Annotated in this window: 20 protein-coding genes and 1 riboswitch; of the genes, 13 read left to right on the forward strand and 7 right to left on the reverse strand. The window is 70.6% G+C overall.

Translation table 11 applies throughout. The features are described 5' to 3' along the window. The first annotated feature begins 36 nt into the window (after positions 1 to 36). Entirely contained in the window at positions 37 to 714 is a 678-nt protein-coding gene (locus ACFQ91_RS04895; RefSeq protein ID WP_376872497.1) for a PepSY domain-containing protein, read from the forward strand. A 209-nt stretch (positions 715 to 923) separates the two neighbouring features. After that, a complete protein-coding gene (locus ACFQ91_RS04900; protein WP_376872500.1) occupies positions 924 to 1538 on the forward strand; it encodes a thymidine kinase in 615 nt (204 codons plus the stop codon). A gap of 56 nt (positions 1539 to 1594) precedes the next feature. Here the strand turns inward: ACFQ91_RS04900 and ACFQ91_RS04905 are convergent, their stop codons facing one another. Next, positions 1595 to 2236 carry a mismatch-specific DNA-glycosylase gene (locus ACFQ91_RS04905; RefSeq protein ID WP_376872503.1) on the reverse strand — a complete coding sequence of 214 codons (642 nt, stop codon included), beginning with the start codon at positions 2234 to 2236 and terminating at the stop codon, positions 1595 to 1597. Positions 2237 to 2284: 48 nt separating this feature from the next. Between ACFQ91_RS04905 and ACFQ91_RS04910 the strand changes: the two genes are divergently transcribed. Next, positions 2285 to 2764 carry an SRPBCC family protein gene (locus ACFQ91_RS04910; protein ID WP_376904051.1) on the forward strand — a complete coding sequence of 160 codons (480 nt, stop codon included), beginning with the start codon at positions 2285 to 2287 and terminating at the stop codon, positions 2762 to 2764. On the opposite strand, the gene moeB is transcribed toward ACFQ91_RS04910, so the two are convergent. The 4 genes from moeB to thiO form a co-directional block, all read right to left on the reverse strand. After that, positions 2748 to 3902, reverse strand: coding sequence for a molybdopterin-synthase adenylyltransferase MoeB (gene moeB / locus ACFQ91_RS04915; RefSeq protein WP_376872509.1), 1155 nt, complete (start codon positions 3900 to 3902; stop codon positions 2748 to 2750). The genes ACFQ91_RS04910 and moeB overlap by 17 nt on opposite strands. Next, on the reverse strand, positions 3899 to 4708 hold the full coding sequence (locus tag ACFQ91_RS04920; protein ID WP_376872512.1) for a thiazole synthase: 810 nt from the start codon (positions 4706 to 4708) through the stop codon (positions 3899 to 3901). Before ACFQ91_RS04920 ends, moeB begins: the two co-directional genes overlap by 4 nt. A 1-nt stretch (position 4709) precedes the next feature. Further along, positions 4710 to 4946: a sulfur carrier protein ThiS gene (thiS, locus tag ACFQ91_RS04925; protein ID WP_376872515.1), complete on the reverse strand. Its 237-nt coding sequence runs from the start codon at positions 4944 to 4946 to the stop codon at positions 4710 to 4712. Further along, complete coding sequence (thiO, locus tag ACFQ91_RS04930; protein WP_376872518.1) at positions 4943 to 6139, reverse strand: glycine oxidase ThiO; 1197 nt, start codon at positions 6137 to 6139, stop codon at positions 4943 to 4945. The genes thiS and thiO overlap by 4 nt, the downstream gene beginning before the upstream one ends. Further along, positions 6130 to 6232, reverse strand: a riboswitch (TPP riboswitch). (Overlaps the previous gene by 10 nt.) 23 nt (positions 6233 to 6255) lie before the next feature. Between thiO and thiE the strand changes: the two genes are divergently transcribed. Together thiE and ACFQ91_RS04940 are read left to right on the forward strand one after the other, a co-directional pair. Continuing rightward, complete coding sequence (gene thiE, locus ACFQ91_RS04935) at positions 6256 to 7035, forward strand: thiamine phosphate synthase (protein ID WP_376872521.1); 780 nt, start codon at positions 6256 to 6258, stop codon at positions 7033 to 7035. Next, complete coding sequence (locus ACFQ91_RS04940; protein WP_376872524.1) at positions 7032 to 7946, forward strand: ketopantoate reductase family protein; 915 nt, start codon at positions 7032 to 7034, stop codon at positions 7944 to 7946. Before thiE ends, ACFQ91_RS04940 begins: the two co-directional genes overlap by 4 nt. Here ACFQ91_RS04940 and ACFQ91_RS04945 read toward each other — a convergent pair. Next, positions 7900 to 8610 (reverse strand): DedA family protein, encoded by a 711-nt coding sequence (locus tag ACFQ91_RS04945; RefSeq protein ID WP_376904053.1) that lies wholly within the window; start codon positions 8608 to 8610, stop codon positions 7900 to 7902. The genes ACFQ91_RS04940 and ACFQ91_RS04945 overlap by 47 nt on opposite strands. Before the next feature lie 154 nt (positions 8611 to 8764). Here ACFQ91_RS04945 and ACFQ91_RS04950 point away from each other — a divergent pair, with 154 nt between their 5' ends. From ACFQ91_RS04950 to ACFQ91_RS04965, 4 genes are all read left to right on the forward strand, one after another. Beyond that, positions 8765 to 9901: a sensor histidine kinase gene (locus tag ACFQ91_RS04950; protein ID WP_376872530.1), complete on the forward strand. Its 1137-nt coding sequence runs from the start codon at positions 8765 to 8767 to the stop codon at positions 9899 to 9901. Next, complete coding sequence (locus ACFQ91_RS04955) at positions 9894 to 10598, forward strand: response regulator (protein ID WP_376872533.1); 705 nt, start codon at positions 9894 to 9896, stop codon at positions 10596 to 10598. The genes ACFQ91_RS04950 and ACFQ91_RS04955 overlap by 8 nt, the downstream gene beginning before the upstream one ends. Before the next feature lie 135 nt (positions 10599 to 10733). After that, on the forward strand, positions 10734 to 12230 hold the full coding sequence (locus ACFQ91_RS04960) for an amino acid permease (protein WP_376872536.1): 1497 nt from the start codon (positions 10734 to 10736) through the stop codon (positions 12228 to 12230). 94 nt (positions 12231 to 12324) lie between these two features. Continuing rightward, positions 12325 to 13287, forward strand: coding sequence for an ABC transporter substrate-binding protein (locus ACFQ91_RS04965; RefSeq protein ID WP_376872539.1), 963 nt, complete (start codon positions 12325 to 12327; stop codon positions 13285 to 13287). A 27-nt stretch (positions 13288 to 13314) separates the two neighbouring features. On the opposite strand, the gene ACFQ91_RS04970 is transcribed toward ACFQ91_RS04965, so the two are convergent. Beyond that, a complete protein-coding gene (locus tag ACFQ91_RS04970; protein ID WP_344251200.1) occupies positions 13315 to 13782 on the reverse strand; it encodes an NUDIX domain-containing protein in 468 nt (155 codons plus the stop codon). 78 nt (positions 13783 to 13860) lie between these two features. Here ACFQ91_RS04970 and ACFQ91_RS04975 point away from each other — a divergent pair, with 78 nt between their 5' ends. The 4 genes from ACFQ91_RS04975 to ACFQ91_RS04990 all read left to right on the forward strand — a co-directional run bounded on the left by ACFQ91_RS04975 (position 13861) and on the right by ACFQ91_RS04990 (position 16695). Further along, entirely contained in the window at positions 13861 to 14373 is a 513-nt protein-coding gene (locus ACFQ91_RS04975; RefSeq protein ID WP_137824655.1) for an SRPBCC family protein, read from the forward strand. Between the two features lie 16 nt (positions 14374 to 14389). Further along, the gene (locus ACFQ91_RS04980) at positions 14390 to 15214 is read left to right on the forward strand and encodes an alpha/beta fold hydrolase (protein ID WP_376872543.1); all 825 of its coding nucleotides are present in this window, start codon (positions 14390 to 14392) and stop codon (positions 15212 to 15214) included. A 99-nt stretch (positions 15215 to 15313) separates the two neighbouring features. Continuing rightward, complete coding sequence (locus tag ACFQ91_RS04985; protein ID WP_376904055.1) at positions 15314 to 16216, forward strand: sulfurtransferase; 903 nt, start codon at positions 15314 to 15316, stop codon at positions 16214 to 16216. Further along, positions 16216 to 16695 (forward strand): SufE family protein, encoded by a 480-nt coding sequence (locus tag ACFQ91_RS04990; RefSeq protein ID WP_376872908.1) that lies wholly within the window; start codon positions 16216 to 16218, stop codon positions 16693 to 16695. Before ACFQ91_RS04985 ends, ACFQ91_RS04990 begins: the two co-directional genes overlap by 1 nt. The last annotated feature ends 45 nt before the right edge of the window (positions 16696 to 16740 follow it).

The following is a 16740-nucleotide window of genomic DNA, read 5'->3' on the forward strand; positions in this document are numbered from 1 at the left end:
TGACGGGCTCCCGGTCGCGTTGCTACCGTGGCTGGTATGAAGACTGCGAAGCCGACCTACCTCGCCGCTGTCGTCACGCTCGCCTTCAGCCTCGCCCTGACCGGGTGCGCCGGCGGGAATGCCGAATCCCAGACCGCAGACGCCGCGTCGAGCCAGCCGACGCAGGCCAGAGAGGTGAGCTCCGAATCGGCTGAGGAGAGCGCCCCCGCCGACCCGTCCGGGCAAGCCGACCAGTCCGAGCAAGCCGGCCAGACTGGCCAGTCCGCGCTGTCGGCCGACGCCGACCTGAGCCGGGTCCAGCCGCAGGTGACCCCCGAGGACGCGATCGCCGCAGCGGAGGCCGACGTCGGCGATGGCACCGTCCACGCCATCGAACTCGACCACGACCGCCGTGACGACGCGTGGCAGTACGAGGTGAAGATCCTCTCCGGCACGACGGACTACGACGTCACGGTCGATGCGGACTCCGGCGACGTCGTCAGCCGCGACGAGGACATCACCGACGACTCCGAGCAGGCCATCGACCTCAGCTCGCCGATGACGTTCGACGAGGCGCTCGGCCTCGCCGCCGGGCAGGGCACAGGGCGACTGACGAGCTGGAAGCTCGAATCCGACGACGATCGCATCGAGTACCAGTTCGACTACGAGGACGGCAATGCCGACACCGAGGTCACCGTGGACGTGAACTCGAAGAAGGTCACCGTCGACAACTGAGGTCAGGGCAACTGAGGCCCTGGCACCTGAAGTCGCGCCCGGTCCGACGAGGTCGTGCCCCGGTCAGACGCCCGCGCGTCCCGGTCCGACGCCCGCGCGTCCCGGTCCGACGCCCGCGCGTCCCGGTCCGACGCCCGCGCGTCCCGGTCCGACGCCCGCGCGTCCCGGTCCGACCACCGTGTGTCACCGCCTCGGGCTAGGCTGATCCCATGCACGCCAGCGCTGCGCCCCCGGTCGGCCGCCTCGAAGTCATCACCGGTCCGATGTTCTCCGGCAAGTCCGAAGAGCTCATGCGCCGTGTCCGCCGTGCCCGCATCGCCGGCGTCAATGCGCTCGTCATCAGCCATTCCCTCGACACCCGCGCCGAACTCTCGGCCGTCACCTCGCACATCGGGGTCAACATTCCTGCGATCCCCGTCGGCGACGTCACCGACCTCGCCGCAGCGGCCGCGGCGGAGGACTTCGACCTCATCGCCATCGACGAAGCGCAGTTCTTCGGTCCCGACCTCGTCCCGGTCGTCGACGACCTCCTGGCCACGGGCGCCACGGTCATCGTCGAAGGCCTCTGCGTGACCTTCGACGGTGCACCGTTCGAACCGCTGCCGACCTTCATGGCACTCGCCGAGGACGTCACGAAGCTCACCGCAGTCTGCACGATCTGCGGTCGCGACGCCGTGTTCCATGAGCGCATCGCCGCGCAGCCGACAGGCGCCGCTACCGACATCGACGCCAGCCACGTCGGCGGCCTCGACTCCTACGTCGCCCGCTGCCGTGAGCACTTCGGTCAGCCGGCGACGACGCGCCCCGGGGCGGACGGGCCATGACCCCGGCAGCGGCCTCACCCTGATCCGGCGGAGGCCCTGTCGGCAAGCCGGCGAGGTCACTGCTCGATGGCAGCCCACGTCTCCCGCCAGATGTCGGCGAGGGCCGCGATGTTGTAATGCGCGTTCAAGCCGCTCGGCTGCGGCACGACGCGCAGAGCGACGTCCTCCGGCCAGCCGGGAATGAGGGAGGTGTCCTGAACGCCGAGCGTCGCCTTCGGCTGGGAGAACGCGATCCGGAACGAGGTGATCCCGGCGATCGCCACAGCTGCCGGCCGAAGATCGGCCAAACGCGCGACGAGGCGGGCACCGCCGGCGCGCAGCTCCTCGTTCGTCAGCTCATCGGCCCGGACCGTGGCCCGCCCGACGAGGTTGGTGATCCCGATGCCCCGGGAGAGCAGATGCTCCTCATCCTCTGCGGAGAGACCGCGCGAGGCATCGACGAGGTGATCGGTCAGCCCGCCCCGATGGAGCGAGGGCCAGAAGCGATTGCCCGGACGCGCGAAGGGCGCGTTGACCGCCGCTGTCCACAGTCCCGGATTGATGCCGACGATGAGCAGGGAGAGCTTTCCCGGCCCGGCCGGGAGGACATCGTCGATGGCATCGGGATCGTCGGTGGCGAACTGCGCGAGGTCGTCCTTCGTCGGCTTCCGCCCGCCGAGCGGCGACGGTCTGCGGGGTCGGCGATTTTCGGCTGGCACGCCACCCAGACTACCGTCGAAGGACGACGCGTCGAACGGAGGCCCGCGATGAGCCACGAGCACACCCGCCCCCGCCCCGGTGAGTCCGCGCCCTTCCACTTCGAGTCGGTGTGGCGAGCGGCCGATCCCCTCGCTGCGGTGTGGACGGTCCTCACCGATGTCGAGGCCTGGCCGCAGTGGTGGCCGGGCATCGCCGCGGCCACCACGGACGACTCGGGTGTCCACCCCGGCAGTCGCGCGGAGATCACCGTGCGCAGCCCCCTCGGCGTCGCGTTCGACATCACGCTGTCCATCGAGGGTCTCATCCCACCGCAGCAGGTGCGCCTCCTCGCCGACGGCGACCTGCGCGGCGTCGGCGTCTGGACCCTGGCGCGCACCGGGCCGCTCACCGCGATCTCCGCGATATGGTGCGTGACGACCAGGCGGCGATCCGTCCGGGTCCTCAGACCGGCCTCCGCCGGCATGCACGGCATCGTCATGCGAGCCGGGGAGAACGGACTGCGTCGCCGCCTCAGCGAACTGGCGTAGACTCCGTCGCCGTCCACGCCTCGATGCCTCCGGCCAATGACCGGATGCGGACATCCGACGGCGCTTCGCTGCTCACTGCCGAGACGGCGCGAGCCGACCGCACCCCCGACCTGCAGTGGACGACGATGTCGGTGGCCGGGCCGACCGCCTCGGCGAGGGACGGCCACCCGCGGTCGACGACGACGTCGAGGGGGACGTGCACGCTGCCGGGAATCGCCTCGAGCTCCCGCTCCCACGCCTCCCGGACATCGACGATCACCGGCGCCGAGGTGAGCGCGCGGACCTCGTCGGCCGTGACCTCCGCCACCCCGGCCGGAGCCGGAGCCCCCACCGCCGGTGCCGCACACGCGAGGGCCACCTCGGCGAGATCGGTGACGGCGGGGCGGTCCGGGTCGGGCGAGAAGCGCAGCGTCGTGAAGCTCGTGCTCAACGCATCGACCCGCAGCAGGCGGCCGAGCAGGGGATCGCCGATGCCGCAGATGAGCTTGATCGCCTCGGCGGCCATGAGCGACCCGACGAGCCCGCAGAGCACCCCGAGCACCCCGCCCTCGGCACAGCTCGGCACGGAATCGGCGTCGGGGATGTCGGGGAAGAGGTCACGCAGCATCGGACCGTGACCGGGGGCGAACGTGCTCACCTGCCCCTCGAAGCGGAAGATCGTCCCCCACACCAGCGGTGTGCCGGTGAGTTCGGCGGCGTCGTTGGACAGGTAGCGGGTCGCGAAGTTGTCCGCCCCGTCGATGACGAGGTCGTGGGCGGCGAAGAGTTCGAGGGCGTTGTCCGGGCTCAGGCGCTCGGCAACCGTCTCGACGGTGAGGCCGGGATCGAGCCGGAGGAGGGCATCGCGCGCGGATTCGACCTTGGGACGGCCGACATCGGCGTCCCGGTGGAGGATCTGGCGCTGCAGGTTCGACACGTCGACGACATCGTCGTCGATGACGGTCAGCTGCCCGATCCCGGCCGCCCCGAGGTACTGGAGGACCGGGGCGCCGAGACCGCCGGCGCCGATGACGAGGATCTTCGCCGCGCGCAGGCGGCGCTGACCGGTCACCCCGACATCGGGCAGGCTGAGGTGCCGGGAGTAGCGTGCGATCTCCGCGGGGCTGAGCTCGGGTCCGGGTTCGACGAGCGGTCTCACGGCCCCATCACCAGGTTCTCGACCGAGGTCGTGCGGGCGGACTCCGCGGTGACCCGCCCGTCGTCGGGCGACGATGCGAGCGCGAGCGGGCGTTTGGGGATCCGTCCCGCCCCGGCCGCCAGGCGACCGGCGTCGACGGCGAGCCGCATCGCCTGCGCCATCGCCGGGGCGTCGTGAGCGCGGGTGACGGCGGAGGCGAGCAGCACCGCGGTGCACCCGAGCTCCATGGCCAGGGCGGCGTCCGAGGCGGTGCCGATGCCCGCGTCGAGGATGACGGGCACCTGGGCGCGGGAGACGATCGTCTCGATGTTGTGCGGGTTGAGGATGCCCAGGCCCGAACCGATCGGGGCGCCGGCGGGCATGACCGCGGCGACCCCGGCGTCCTCGAGCCGCTTCGCCAGCGCGGGATCGTCGTTCGTGTAGGCGAAGACCGTGAAGCCGTCGAGGACGAGCTCCTCGGTGGCGCGGAAGAGTTCGACGGGGTCGGGCAGGAGGGTGTCCTCGTCGGCGATGACCTCGAGTTTGACCCAGTTCGTCTCGAGCGCCTCCCGGGCCAGCTGCGCGGTGAGCACGGCATCGCGGGCGGTGTAGCACCCGGCCGTGTTCGGCAGTGAGCGGATGCCCAGCCGCTCGAGGAGCGCGAACACCGAATCCCTGGCCTCGGCGTCGAAGCGGCGGATCGCGACCGTCGTCAGCTCTGTCGCCGAGGCGGTCAGGGCGTCCTCGAGGATGCGCAGGGTGCTCGCCCCACCGGTGCCCATGACGAGGTGGGAGTCGAAGGTGACGGTGTCGATGGTCCAGCTCATGTCAGCCTCCCTGGACTGCGGTGACGATGTCGACGGTGTGGCCGTCGGTGATGGTGAAGCCGGCCCACAGCCCGCGGCGCACGACTTCACCGTCGACGGCGAGGGCCACCCCGATGCGGCCGCCGTCGACCGGGGTGCCGTCTTCGCTCAGCTGCCGTCCGGTGATGTCCTCGACGAGGGTGCGGGCGGTCGTGCCCGCGGTGATGTCCCGGCGGTCGCCGTTGAGAGTGATGGTCATGATCCCTTCCTTGCTGTCAGCAGTGGTGCACCAGGTGACTGCGGTGATGATGGCGAGTGGTCGGACTCGAACCGTTCCGGTGCCACGGCCTCGCGCGCACCGACGGGCAGCCACGCGGAGTCCGCGCCGACGACGAGATCCGCGCCGAGGCGGGCGCCGAACGGTGCGAGGAGAACCCCGTGGCGGAAGTACCCGGTGGAGACGACGAGACCGGGGTCAGTGCGACCGAGGAGAGGGAGGTCGTCGGGCGAGCCGGGCCGGGCCCGTGCCGTGATCTCCGTGATCTCACATCCGAGGAGCCCGGGCACGAGGCGTTCGGCGTCGTGGAGGAGACGGTGGACGCCCTCGGCGAGGATGCCCGCCTGGCCGTCCTCCCGGGAGGTCGCCCCGAGGACGAGCTCCCCATCGGGCCGCGGCACGACGTAGACGGGCCGACCGGCGACGAGTCCCCGGATCGTCCGGGTGAGCAGCGGGGGAGCGCCGGGATCCGAGCGGAGGCGGATGACGTCGCCGTGGACGGCCCGCAGCGGCAGCTCGGGAGCGCCGGCGATCGCATTGTGCGCCATGCCTGCGGCGAGCACGACCTGATCGGCGTGCAGCCGACGCCCCGAGGCGAGCTCGACTCCGGTCGTCCGGGCCGGGGCACCGGTCGGTGATCCCTCATCGCCGACCAGTCCCGTCACCCGGTCCTCGATGACGCGGTCGCCGAGGACGGTGAGCAGCGCGCGCGTCACCCGCCGGGGATCGATCGCATGATCGCCGGGAATGAGGACGGCCCCGCACACACCGGGGGCCAGGGCGGGTTCGAGATCGCGGGCGCGGGATCCGGTGAGCAGGTCGAGGTCGGAACCGGCCGCGGACTGGAGGGCGCTGAGTTCGCGCAGGGCCGTGAGATCCGCGCGGTCACCGGCGCAGACGAGTGTGGCGGTCGCCGTCTCCCCGAGGTCGGCCCCCGATTCCCGGGTCAGTGCCGCAGTGAAGTCCGGGTAGAGGTCGGCGGAGACGCGCATGAGCGGAAACAGCGGAGTCTGGCCCCACGCGATCTCGGCGGCAGGGGCGATCATCCCGGCCGCGGCCGCGGTGGCGCCCGCGCCCGGATGCGGATCGATGACGGTGACGGCCGCCCCGCGCCGGTGCAGCTCCCACGCCGCGGCCAGGCCGATGATCCCGGCGCCGACGACGATGACGTCCATGCGATTCTCCCTCCGGCGGCATGACCCGCATCAGGTAGGACGGTCGGCACGAAGCCCTCTCAGCCTCCCTGCGAGGCTCCCGCGAACTCCTCTACTCTAGGAGCATGGTTCCCACGATGCCAACGTCTCCCGCAGTGCAAGACCCCGTGACCGAGAACGCGGGCCACCCGGCCGACCGCGACTCCACCGGCCGGGACGCCGCGCGGACCCGTGCGCTCGCCTCCGCCCGGCTCTACCTCTGCACCGACGCCCGCACGCAGCAGGGCGACCTCGGTGAGTTCCTCGACGCCGCCTACGCCGGGGGCGTCGACATCATCCAGCTCCGCGACATGGGCCTGGAGGCCAGGGAGGAGATCGCCGCCCTCGAGATCCTCCGCGAGGCCGCCCACCGGCACGGGAAGCTCTTCTCCGTCAACGACCGCGCCGACGTCGCCCTCCTCGTCGGCGCGGACGTCTTCCATGTCGGGCAGGGCGACCTGACGAGCGCGCAGGCCCGCACGGTGCTCGGCGACGACGTCATCCTCGGCCGGTCGACGCATTCGGTCGAGCAGGCGCTCGCCGCCGCCGCCGACCCGGAGATCGACTACTTCTGCCTCGGCCCCGTGTGGGAGACCCCGACGAAGCCCGGTCGCCCGGCGGCCGGACTCGAACCGCTCGCGGCGGTGAGCGGGAGAACGGCGAAGCCGTGGTTCGCGATCGGCGGGATCTCCGCCGGTGATCGTCTCCGGTCAGTGCAGGAGACCGGGGCGACGCGCATCGTCGTCGTCCGCGCGATCACCGAGGCGCCCGACCCCGCCGAGGCGGCCGCTCGGCTGCGCGCGCAGCTGACTTCCGCTGACCCCGACACGACCACCGGCACGACCACCGGCACGACCCCGAAGGACGGCACCCTGTGACAATCCTCATCGCCGGAGCCGGCGCGACCGGCGGCGCCTTCGGCACCCGCCTCGTCGAAGCCGGACGCGACGTCACCTTCCTCGTCAGGCCCGCACGCGCCGAGGCCCTGAGAGAGAACGGTCTGCGATTCATCGCCCCAGACGAGGACCGGACGAACCCGGTGACCGTGACGACGGCGGAGGAGCTCGCGGCCGACCCGACCCCGGTCGACCTCGTCCTCGTCGCCGTCAAGGCCGGTGCCCTCGAATCGATCATCGCCGACCTCCGACCGGCCGTCGGACCCCAGACCCTCATCATCCCGTTCCTCAACGGGATGGCGCAGATCGGCCGCCTCGAGGCGGAGTTCCCCGGACAGGTGCTCGGTGGGCTCGTCAAGATCGTCGGCACGATGCGCGGAGCCGACATCGTCCAGATGACGGATCTCGCGACGATGACGATCGGCCGCCTCGGCGGGGGAGAGGTCCCACCCGCGGTCGTCGACGCGCTCGACGTCCCCGGCTTCCGGCTGCAGGTCATCGACGGCATCGACGACGCCCTGTGGGAGAAATGGGTGTTCATCGCCGCGGCCGGTGTCGTCACGTGCCTCTTCCGGGCACCGGTCGGCGCGATCATGGCCGCCGGCGGCGAACCCCACGTCGTGGGGATCATCGACGAACTCGAAGCCGTCGCCATGGCCGCCGGCCACCCGGTGTCCGCGCGGGCCAGGGCTGCCACTCTCTCGATGCTCACCGCCGAGGGCTCCGCCTTCACCTCCTCGCTCTACCGGGACGTCACGGCCGGACTGCCGAACGAGACCGAGCACATCCTCGGTCATCTCCAGACGACGGCGCGCGACCTCGGCGTGCCGACCCCGCTGCTCGATCTCACTCTCGTGCAGCTGCGAGCAGGCGAGTTCGACCGGAGCGCATGAGCCGGGCGCGCTCTGCGGTCGGGACACACCCCTGTGGCCCGACCGCAGCTGCCGTGGGCTCGGCAACAGCAGCCCTCCGCTTCGCCCGGAGACGGCGGGCCACCTCGGCGAGACCGGTGAGGGTGAGCGCGATGCCGACGCCGAGGACGACACCCCACAGCGGCTGATCGGCGAACACGGCCCCGCCGATTAGCCCGATGCCCGTCGAGTAGACCGCCCACGCCAGCGCCCCGAGGAAGTCCACGGCGAGGAACCGCGGCAGGGGATAGCGGAGCATCCCCGAGGCGATCGTCGTCGCCGTCCGCCCGCCGGGGATGAACCGCCCCGCGACGAGCATCGCACCGCCCCGGACGGCGAACATCTCCGCCGTCGAGGCGAGCAGCCGGCGCAGCCGGGCCGACCGGACCCACCGGTCGGTGGCGCGACTGCCGCCGCGACCGACGAGGTGGGCGGCGAGATCGCCGAGGAGCGCACCGACGGCCGCCGCCGCGATGATGCCCACCGCCGCCGGACTGCCGGTCACGGCGTACGCGGCGGCGGTGATGACGACGGTCTCCGAGGGCACGATCGGGACGAGGGAGTCGAGGGCGGTGACGACGGCGATGAGGAGGTAGAGCCACGGGGAGGTCAGCGTCTGCTGGATGAGGTCGAGAGCGAAGTCCATGGTCATCGACCCTAGTGACGCGGCCGGGCTCGCCGATACGAGGCGGAGCGCATTCCCGGGACGGGTTCACCGGCGGACGTGATGCGGAAAACCGGAACGAGATGTGAGGTCTGACCCCTCCAGAGGCCCTGACCTGCGTTGCTACGATCGAGCCATGCCGTGGCCCGCGACGATCCCGCGCGAACCCCGCATGTTCCTCCGGCGGTGGTCGCTCTCCGTGCTCGGGGTGCTGTGGGGCGGCCTCCTCTGCCTGCCGCTGCTGCTCGCCGCGTGCCTCCCGCCCGCCTCGGCGCTCTCCCGTCGCGTCCTGACCTGGGAGCGGACCCGGCAGGAGCGGACCCTCGGCATCATGCTCGCAGGCGCCCGGCCGGGGCGCGGCTTCTTCGCCCTGACCGGCCTCGTCGCCCTCCTCATCGCCGTGCCCGTGGTCAACCTCCTCACCGGCTTCGTCTTCGTCACCCTCGGCGCGCTCATCCAGGGCCTGTTCTCAGGCGGCGGGGTGACGATCAGCTTCTCGCTGTGGACGATGAGCCAGCCGCTGCTCCTCGTCGGCGTCCTCTACGGGGCGGCGAACCTCATCGGCGCGGTCCTCCTCGCCGAACTCGGCAACTGGCTGCACGGGCGCATCGACGCCTCCGCCGGGGAGGTGAGCCGACCGACCGCGGTCCACAGCCGCATCACCGAGCTCATCACGACCCGCCGCGGGGTCGTCGTCGCCATCGACGACGAACGCCGCCGCATCGAACGCGACCTCCACGACGGGGTGCAGCAGAACGTCGTGTCCCTGTCCGTCCTCATCGCCCGGGCCCGCCGGGCCCACGACCCGGAGAAGGCGGCGGCCCTCCTCGACAGTGCGCTCGTCCAGTCCCAGGACCTCATCGACGAGATGCGGGAGGTGGCGTGGCGGGTCTACCCGACCGCCCTCGACGAGCACGGGCTGGCGTCGGTGCTCACGCGCATCGCCGACCACTGCCCGGTGCCGGTGACGATCCTCGAGCAGCCGGCCGGGCGCATCCCGCAGGCCGTCGAATCGGCCGCGTACTTCGTCGTCCGCGAAGCCGTGACGAACGTCGTCAAGCACGCCGCCGCCTCGGCGATCACCATTCGCGTCCACGACGGTGGGACCGCGCTGGTCGCCGAGGTGGTCGACGACGGCCGGGGAGGCGCTGACCTGCGCGGGGGCGGGCTCCAGGGCCTCTCCCGGCGGGTCAGTGCGCTCGACGGCCGACTCGAGATCATCAGCCCGGTGAGTGAGGGCACCACAGTGAGAGCGGAGATCCCCTATGACTGAGCCCACCCGCACGAATGCGCCGACGCCGACGCCGGCGAGCCGTGATGCGCTGCGCGTCGTCCTCGCCGACGACGCCGTCCTCCTGCGGGAGGGCGTGCGCAGTCTGCTCGAGGACGAGGGGATCTCCGTCGTCGCCTCCGTCGATGACGGAACCCAGCTGCTCGCCGCCGTCGACGCCCTGGCCCCGCAGCTGGCGATCGTCGACGTGCGGATGCCGCCGACGCATACGACGGAGGGCCTCGAGGCGGCGCTGACGATCAAGCGCACCCACCCGGACATCGGGGTGCTCGTGCTCAGCCAGTACGTCCTCCACGAGTACGCGACCGAGCTGCTCAGCTCCGAATCGGTCGGTGTCGGCTACCTGCTGAAGAACCGGGTCACCGACATCGACCGGTTCCTCGACTCGGTCATGCGCATCGCCGCCGGCGGCACCGTCATCGACCCCGAGGTCGTCCGGCAGCTCCTGCGCACCTCGGAGCGGCAGTCGACACTCGAGGCGCTCAGCCCGCGGGAGCACGATGTCCTCGAGGCGATGGCCGAGGGACTGTCGAACCGCGGCATCGCCGAGCGCCTCTACGTCTCGATCAGCTCGGTGGAGAAGGCGATCAGCGCGATCTTCGACAAACTCGACCTCCAGGCGGGGGAGACGACGAGCCGTCGGGTCGCCGCAGTGCTGCGCTTCCTCGACCGGTCGTGAGGGCGGTGGGCTCGCAGCCCGGGCTCGGGTCGAGATGCCCAGACCATCCTCCGCGCACCGCCCCCGTCGCCTTCATGTGATAAGAATGGCCGGGGCCCGCAACCGGGACCCGACCGAATGCGAGCAGGGGACACAATGCAACAGCCGGCCACCTCGGCGACGACCACCCGGAACGAGAACTCCCGGGAACTCAAGCGGGGACTGCGGTCGCGTCACCTGCAGATGATCGCGATCGGCGGCGCCATCGGCACCGGCCTCTTCCTCGGGTCGGGCGGCACGATCTCCCAGGCCGGCCCCGGCGGGGCGCTGCTCGCGTACGCCGTCATCGGGATCATGGTCCTCTTCGTCATGCAGTCCCTCGGCGAGATGTCGACCCATCTGCCCGTCGCCGGGTCCTTCCACACGTACGGCTCGAAGTACGTCAGCCCCTCCTTCGGCTTCGCGATGGGCTGGAACTACTGGTTCAACTGGGCGATCACCCTGGCCGCCGAACTCGTCGCCGCCGGCGTCATCATGTCCTTCTGGCTGCCCGACGTGCCCGCATGGGTGTGGGCGGCCGTCTTCCTCGCCCTCCTCACCGGACTCAACTTCCTCTCGGCCCGCGCCTTCGGCGAAGGGGAGTTCTGGTTCGCCGCGATCAAGGTCACCGCCGTGGTCGCGTTCCTCGTCCTCGGCGTCCTCATGATCGCCGGCATCATCGGCGGCAGCTCACCGGGACTGAGCAACTGGACGACGGGGGAGGCGCCGTTCGTCGGCGGGTGGGTCTCGATCATCTCCGTGTTCATGATCGCCGGCTTCTCCTTCCAGGGCACGGAGCTCGTCGGCGTCACCGCGGGCGAGTCCCGGGACCCCCGCCGCGACATGCCGCGGGCCATCCGGACCGTGTTCTGGCGGATCATGCTCTTCTACATCGGAGCGATCGTCGTCATCGGATTCCTCCTGCCCTACACGGATCCGTCCCTGCTGGCTGCGGCGGACAACGACGACATCACCGCCTCCCCGTTCACCCTCGTCTTCGAACGCGCGGGCATCGCCGTGGCCGCGAGCGTGATGAACGCTGTCATCCTCACCGCGATCCTCTCCGCCGGCAACTCCGGACTCTACGCCTCGACCCGCATGCTCTATGCGATGGCGAAGGACGGCACCGCCCCACGGCTGTTCGCCCGTCTCAACGCCCGCGGTGTGCCCGTCATGGCGCTCTTCGCGACCGCCTTCATCGGGCTCTTCGGATTCCTCACCGAGGTGATGGGCGACGGGGCGGCCTACACCTGGCTCATCAACGTCTCCGGTCTCTCCGGATTCATCGTGTGGATCGGCATCGCCTGGTGTCACTTCCGGTTCCGTCGCGCCTACGTCCGCCAGGGTCACAGCGTCGCCGACCTGCCCTATCGGGCGCCGCTCTTCCCCATCGGGCCGATCATCGCGCTCATCATGCTCATCGTCGTCGTCGCCGGACAGAACATCGAGGCCGTCGTCGACGGCCGCGTCCTCGAGGTCGCCTCGGCCTACATCGGCCTGCCCGCCTTCCTCCTCGTGTGGGGCATCTACCGGCTCGTCAAGGGCCGCCCTGCCGGACTCGTGCCGCTGTCGAAGGTCGACGTCGACGGGCTCGAGATCAAACCCGAGCGCTGAGTGACCCGAGCGCCGAGCGACCCGATCGCCGAGTGACCCGATCGCCGCACCGTCGATTAAGCTAGGCTTGCCTAAACTACGACGAAAGAGATCCATGCGCAGAATCCTCGCCCCCATCCTCGCCTCTGTCCTCCTGCTCACCGCGTGCTCGGGCGGCGGCGCCGGCGATGCGGAGACGGCCGCGGCCGGTGCCACCGTCGACACGAAGTTCGGTGCCGTCGAGGTCCCCGCCGACCCGCAGCGCGTCGTGGCTCTCGGCTGGGGCGATGCGGAGACGGCACTGGCCCTCGGTGTCCAGCCCGTCGGCGCCTCCGACTGGGTCGAGTTCGGCGGTGCGGGAGTCGGACCGTGGGCGGCGGACCTCTACGACACGCCTCCGGAGATCATCGCCACCCTCGAACCCGACTACGAGGCGATCGCCGCACTCGAGCCCGACCTCATCCTCGACACGAAGAGCTCGGGCGAGCAGGAGCGCTACGACCGCCTCAGCGAGATCGCTCCGACGGTGGGCCCGCCCGAAGGCGGCGACAACTACCTGACGTCGATGGATCAGCAGGTGACGATGGTCGCCGCAGCCCTCGGCGAGGAGGAGAAGGGCAAGAAGCAGCTCGAGGACCTCGACGCCGAGTTCGCAGTCGCCCGCGACGCCAACCCCGAGTTCGACGGCAAGTCCGTGACCGTGGCGGCGAAGACCTCCGAGGGCTGGGGCGCCTACATCAAGGGCACCGAGCGCGTGCAGTTCATGGAGAACCTCGGATTCACCCAGTCTCCGACGATCGACGCACTCCAGCCCGAGGGCTTCACGGTGCCGGTGTCGGAGGAGAAGCTCGACGACCTCGACGCGGACCTCGTTCTCGTCTTCCCCATCTACATCCCCGACACCGAGGTGACCGATGATCCCGCGTTCCAGCGGATCCCCGCGGTCGCCGACGGCCGCTCGGTCGTGCTCACCCAGGACGACGACGAAGTGCGCAAAGCGTTCTCGCTCAACTCCGTGCTCTCGGCGCGCTATGCCGCGCAGACGATGCCGGAGCTGCTCAAGCCCGCAGTCAAGTAGCGGCGTGCGGCAGGCGGTGGGAGACCCTCACCGGCTGTTCTGCCGCTTCGCCGCATCGGCCCGCCACGCCTCGAGGCCGACGTCGATGATGCGGGCGTGCCGGATCCGCGCGAGCGCGGGAATCGAGATCCACTCGGCCCTGTCGGTCGTGCCGTCGACCTCGAGGGTGCCGAGGCTGCCGCCGAGGATCCGCGCGAGATAGACGACTCGCACACCTTTGAAGGGGCGCCCGCTGCGGCGGTGCTTCTCCGTGAAGCTGTGCGTCGTCAGCGGGCGGAGGAGCTCGGCGTCGAACCCGGTCTCCTCCCGGATCTCCCGCACGGTGCCGTCTTCGATGCTCTCCTCGTAGTCGATGCCTCCGCCCGGCAGCGTCCACAGGGCACGGTTGGGCTCGCCACCGCCGTTGAACCAGCTGAGCAGGATCTCATCGCTGTCGTTGACGATCACGGCGTAGCCGGCGACGCGCGTGTCGTATTCGGAGAAGTGCAAGTCCATGTCCACACCCTACCCATGAGTTCGCGGCGCCCCCGGCGCGGACTTCCCAATTCCCCTCCCCGTGCCTAGGCTGAGGCCATGGCCGACACGCGCGCAGCCCGCTCCCAGACGACCTATCCCGGCGACAAGATGTCGAGCACCCGCGTCATCGCAGCATCACCGGCGGAGATCTTCGCCGTGCTCGCCGATCCCGGGCGCCACCAGGACACCGAACCCGGCGACTGGGTGCGCTCGGCGATCTCGGCCGAACCGATCACCCGCGTCGGGCAGGTCTTCTCGATGAACATGTTCCTCGAACAGGCGGGTGGGGCCTACCGAATGGACAATGTCGTCACCGCCTTCGAACCCGACACGGCGATCAGCTGGGATCCCGGCCAGGACGACGGCACGGGCGACGTCGCCGTCGGCGGCTGGCGCTGGCGCTACGACCTCGCGCCCGTCGACGGGGGCACCGAGGTGACCCTGACCTACGACTGGTCGGGGACGACGCAGGCGGTGCGCGACGATTTCGGCGGCTTCCCCGTCTTCCCGCCGGCTTTCCTCGACGCCTCCCTGGCCGCGCTGGCGAAGACGGTGACAGGGCGCCGCTGACGGGTAGGCTGGTGGCGTGAGTGAGATCGCCAGCAGACGCATCGGAGACACGGGGAAGCTCATCGTCTTCCTCCACGGATTGTTCGGGCGCGGCAAGAACTTCGCGTCGATCGCGAAGGCCCTGAGCCCGGAGTTCTCAAGCCTCCTCATCGACCTCCCCGATCACGGGGAATCGGCGTGGACGGACGCCTTCAGCTACGTCGCGACCGCAGATGCCGTGGCCGCCGCCATCACCGAGGCGACCGAACCTGAGGATCGCCCCGTCCACCTCGTCGGCCATTCCCTCGGGGGCAAGGTCGCGATGGTCCTCGCACTGCGCCACCCCGACCTCGTCGACCGCCTCGTCGTCGTCGACATCGCCCCGAGCGGCGGGGGAGACGTCGGCACGTTCGACCACCTGCTCACGAGCCTCGCCGAGCTCGACCTCGACACCGTGTCCTCGCGCACCGAAGCGGATGCGGCCCTGGCGGAGAAGATCCCCGACCCCACGGTGCGCGGCTTCCTCCTGCAGAACCTCAGGCCGGATGCGGGCGGGTACGCGTGGCAGCCGAACCTCACGATGCTGCGGGCGAACCTCCCGGTCATCGGCGGCTTTCCGGAGGCGTCCGACCTCGTCGCTGCGGACACGGGTGCGACCCGGTTCCCCCGGCCCGTGCTCTGGGTCGCCGGCGCGGAATCGGACTACATCGACCGCGCACAGCTGCCGCTCATGCGCTCCCTCTTCCCCCGGACCACACTCGTCACCGTCAAGGGGTCGGGGCACTGGGTCCATTCGGAGAAGCCGGAGGCGTTCGTGACGGCCCTGCGGACGTTCCTCAACCGACCGGAATATGCTGGCTGAACACGGCGTTGTCGCCACAGAGGACGCTGCACCGTTCGCCGAGGCGGCCGCAGCGACCTCGGACACGCTGAACTGACATCGATCCCACAGGAGGAACGCGTGAGCGCACCCATCGACCAGAATCCCAAGTTCGCCGACTACGCCGACGGATCCCGACTGGTGAGCACCGACTGGGTGGCCGAGCATGCGAGCGATCCCGGCGTCGTCATCGTCGAAAGCGACGAGGACGTCCTCCTCTACGAGACCGGCCACATCCCCGGTGCCGTCAAGGTCGATTGGCACACCGAACTCAATGACCCCGTCTCCCGCGACTACGTCGACGGTGCGGGGTTCGCGGCGCTCATGGCCGCCAAGGGGATCTCCCGTGACGACACGATCGTCTTCTACGGCGACAAGTCCAACTGGTGGGCCGCCTACGCGCTGTGGGTGTTCTCGCTCTTCGGCCACGCCGACGTCCGGCTGATGGACGGCGGCCGGGCGAAGTGGGAGGCCGAGGGTCGGGAGATGACGACCGAGAAGCCGCAGCGGGAGACCACCGACTACCCGGTCGTCGAGCGTGACGACCAGACGCTGCGGGCCTTCCTGCCCGAGGTCAGGGACGGGCTCGGCACGCGCCCGCTCATCGACGTCCGCAGCCCCGAGGAGTACAGCGGCGAGCGCACGCACATGCCCGCGTACCCCGAGGAGGGCGCCCTGCGCGGCGGTCACATCCCCGGGGCGCAGTCGGTGCCGTGGGCGAAGGCCGCGAACGAGGACGGCACCTTCCGGACCGCGGACGAGCTGCGCGCCATCTACACCGACGGGGCGGGTCTCGGCACCTCCGACGATGTCATCGCCTACTGCCGGATCGGAGAGCGCTCGAGCCACACGTGGTTCGTCCTCCAGCACCTGCTCGGCTACGACCACGTCCGCAACTACGACGGATCGTGGACGGAGTGGGGCAACGCGGTGCGCGTGCCGATCGCCACGGGCACCGAACCGGGCGAGGTGCGGGCACGCTGATGGCCGAGGACATCACCACCTCCGACCTGCCGGACTCGCTGGCCGAGATCGTCACCGACTTCGCCGAGACCGAACCGGCCGAGCGGCTCCAGCTGCTCCTCGAGTTCTCGAGCGAGCTGCCCGAGCTGCCGGCGAAGTACGCCGATCATCCCGAGCTCCTCGAACCGGTGCCCGAATGCCAGTCGCCGATCTTCCTCGTCACCGAGGTCGACGACCCCGCGAGCGGAGAGCAGGCGACTGTGCGCCTCCACTTCTCCGCCCCACCGGAGGCGCCGACGACCCGCGGGTTCGCCGGCATCCTCTCCGAGGGCCTCGACGGGCAGACCGCTGAGACGGTGCTCTCCGTCCCCGCGGACCTGCCTCTGCGGCTGTCGCTGACCGCAGCGGTGAGCCCGCTGCGACTGCGGGGCATGAGCGGAATGCTCTCGCGGATCCAGCGTCAGGTTTCTGAGAGGATCGGCAAGATCACATCCGCATGAGCGCGGAGGCGGTTGGCTGGGGGACGCAAGTGGGCTAGATTGTGG

The organism is Brevibacterium sp. NPDC056726 (assembly GCF_042790515.1).
GTDB classification, from domain to species: Bacteria; Actinomycetota; Actinomycetes; order Actinomycetales; family Brevibacteriaceae; genus Brevibacterium; species Brevibacterium sanguinis.

Excerpts from the sequence above, each read along its gene's own strand:
- ACFQ91_RS04895 (WP_376872497.1), top strand. The coding sequence starts at position 37 with ATGAAGACTGCGAAGCCGACCTACCTCGCCGCTGTCGTCACGCTCGCC.
- ACFQ91_RS04900 (WP_376872500.1), top strand. The coding sequence starts at position 924 with ATGCACGCCAGCGCTGCGCCCCCGGTCGGCCGCCTCGAAGTCATCACC.
- ACFQ91_RS04910 (WP_376904051.1), top strand. The coding sequence starts at position 2,285 with ATGAGCCACGAGCACACCCGCCCCCGCCCCGGTGAGTCCGCGCCCTTC.
- ACFQ91_RS04920 (WP_376872512.1), bottom strand. The coding sequence starts at position 4,708 with ATGAGCTGGACCATCGACACCGTCACCTTCGACTCCCACCTCGTCATG.
- thiS (WP_376872515.1), bottom strand. The coding sequence starts at position 4,946 with ATGACCATCACTCTCAACGGCGACCGCCGGGACATCACCGCGGGCACG.
- thiO (WP_376872518.1), bottom strand. The coding sequence starts at position 6,139 with ATGGACGTCATCGTCGTCGGCGCCGGGATCATCGGCCTGGCCGCGGCG.
- thiE (WP_376872521.1), top strand. The coding sequence starts at position 6,256 with ATGCCAACGTCTCCCGCAGTGCAAGACCCCGTGACCGAGAACGCGGGC.
- ACFQ91_RS04945 (WP_376904053.1), bottom strand. The coding sequence starts at position 8,610 with ATGGACTTCGCTCTCGACCTCATCCAGCAGACGCTGACCTCCCCGTGG.
- ACFQ91_RS04950 (WP_376872530.1), top strand. The coding sequence starts at position 8,765 with ATGCCGTGGCCCGCGACGATCCCGCGCGAACCCCGCATGTTCCTCCGG.
- ACFQ91_RS04955 (WP_376872533.1), top strand. The coding sequence starts at position 9,894 with ATGACTGAGCCCACCCGCACGAATGCGCCGACGCCGACGCCGGCGAGC.
- ACFQ91_RS04960 (WP_376872536.1), top strand. The coding sequence starts at position 10,734 with ATGCAACAGCCGGCCACCTCGGCGACGACCACCCGGAACGAGAACTCC.
- ACFQ91_RS04965 (WP_376872539.1), top strand. The coding sequence starts at position 12,325 with ATGCGCAGAATCCTCGCCCCCATCCTCGCCTCTGTCCTCCTGCTCACC.
- ACFQ91_RS04970 (WP_344251200.1), bottom strand. The coding sequence starts at position 13,782 with ATGGACTTGCACTTCTCCGAATACGACACGCGCGTCGCCGGCTACGCC.
- ACFQ91_RS04975 (WP_137824655.1), top strand. The coding sequence starts at position 13,861 with ATGGCCGACACGCGCGCAGCCCGCTCCCAGACGACCTATCCCGGCGAC.
- ACFQ91_RS04990 (WP_376872908.1), top strand. The coding sequence starts at position 16,216 with ATGGCCGAGGACATCACCACCTCCGACCTGCCGGACTCGCTGGCCGAG.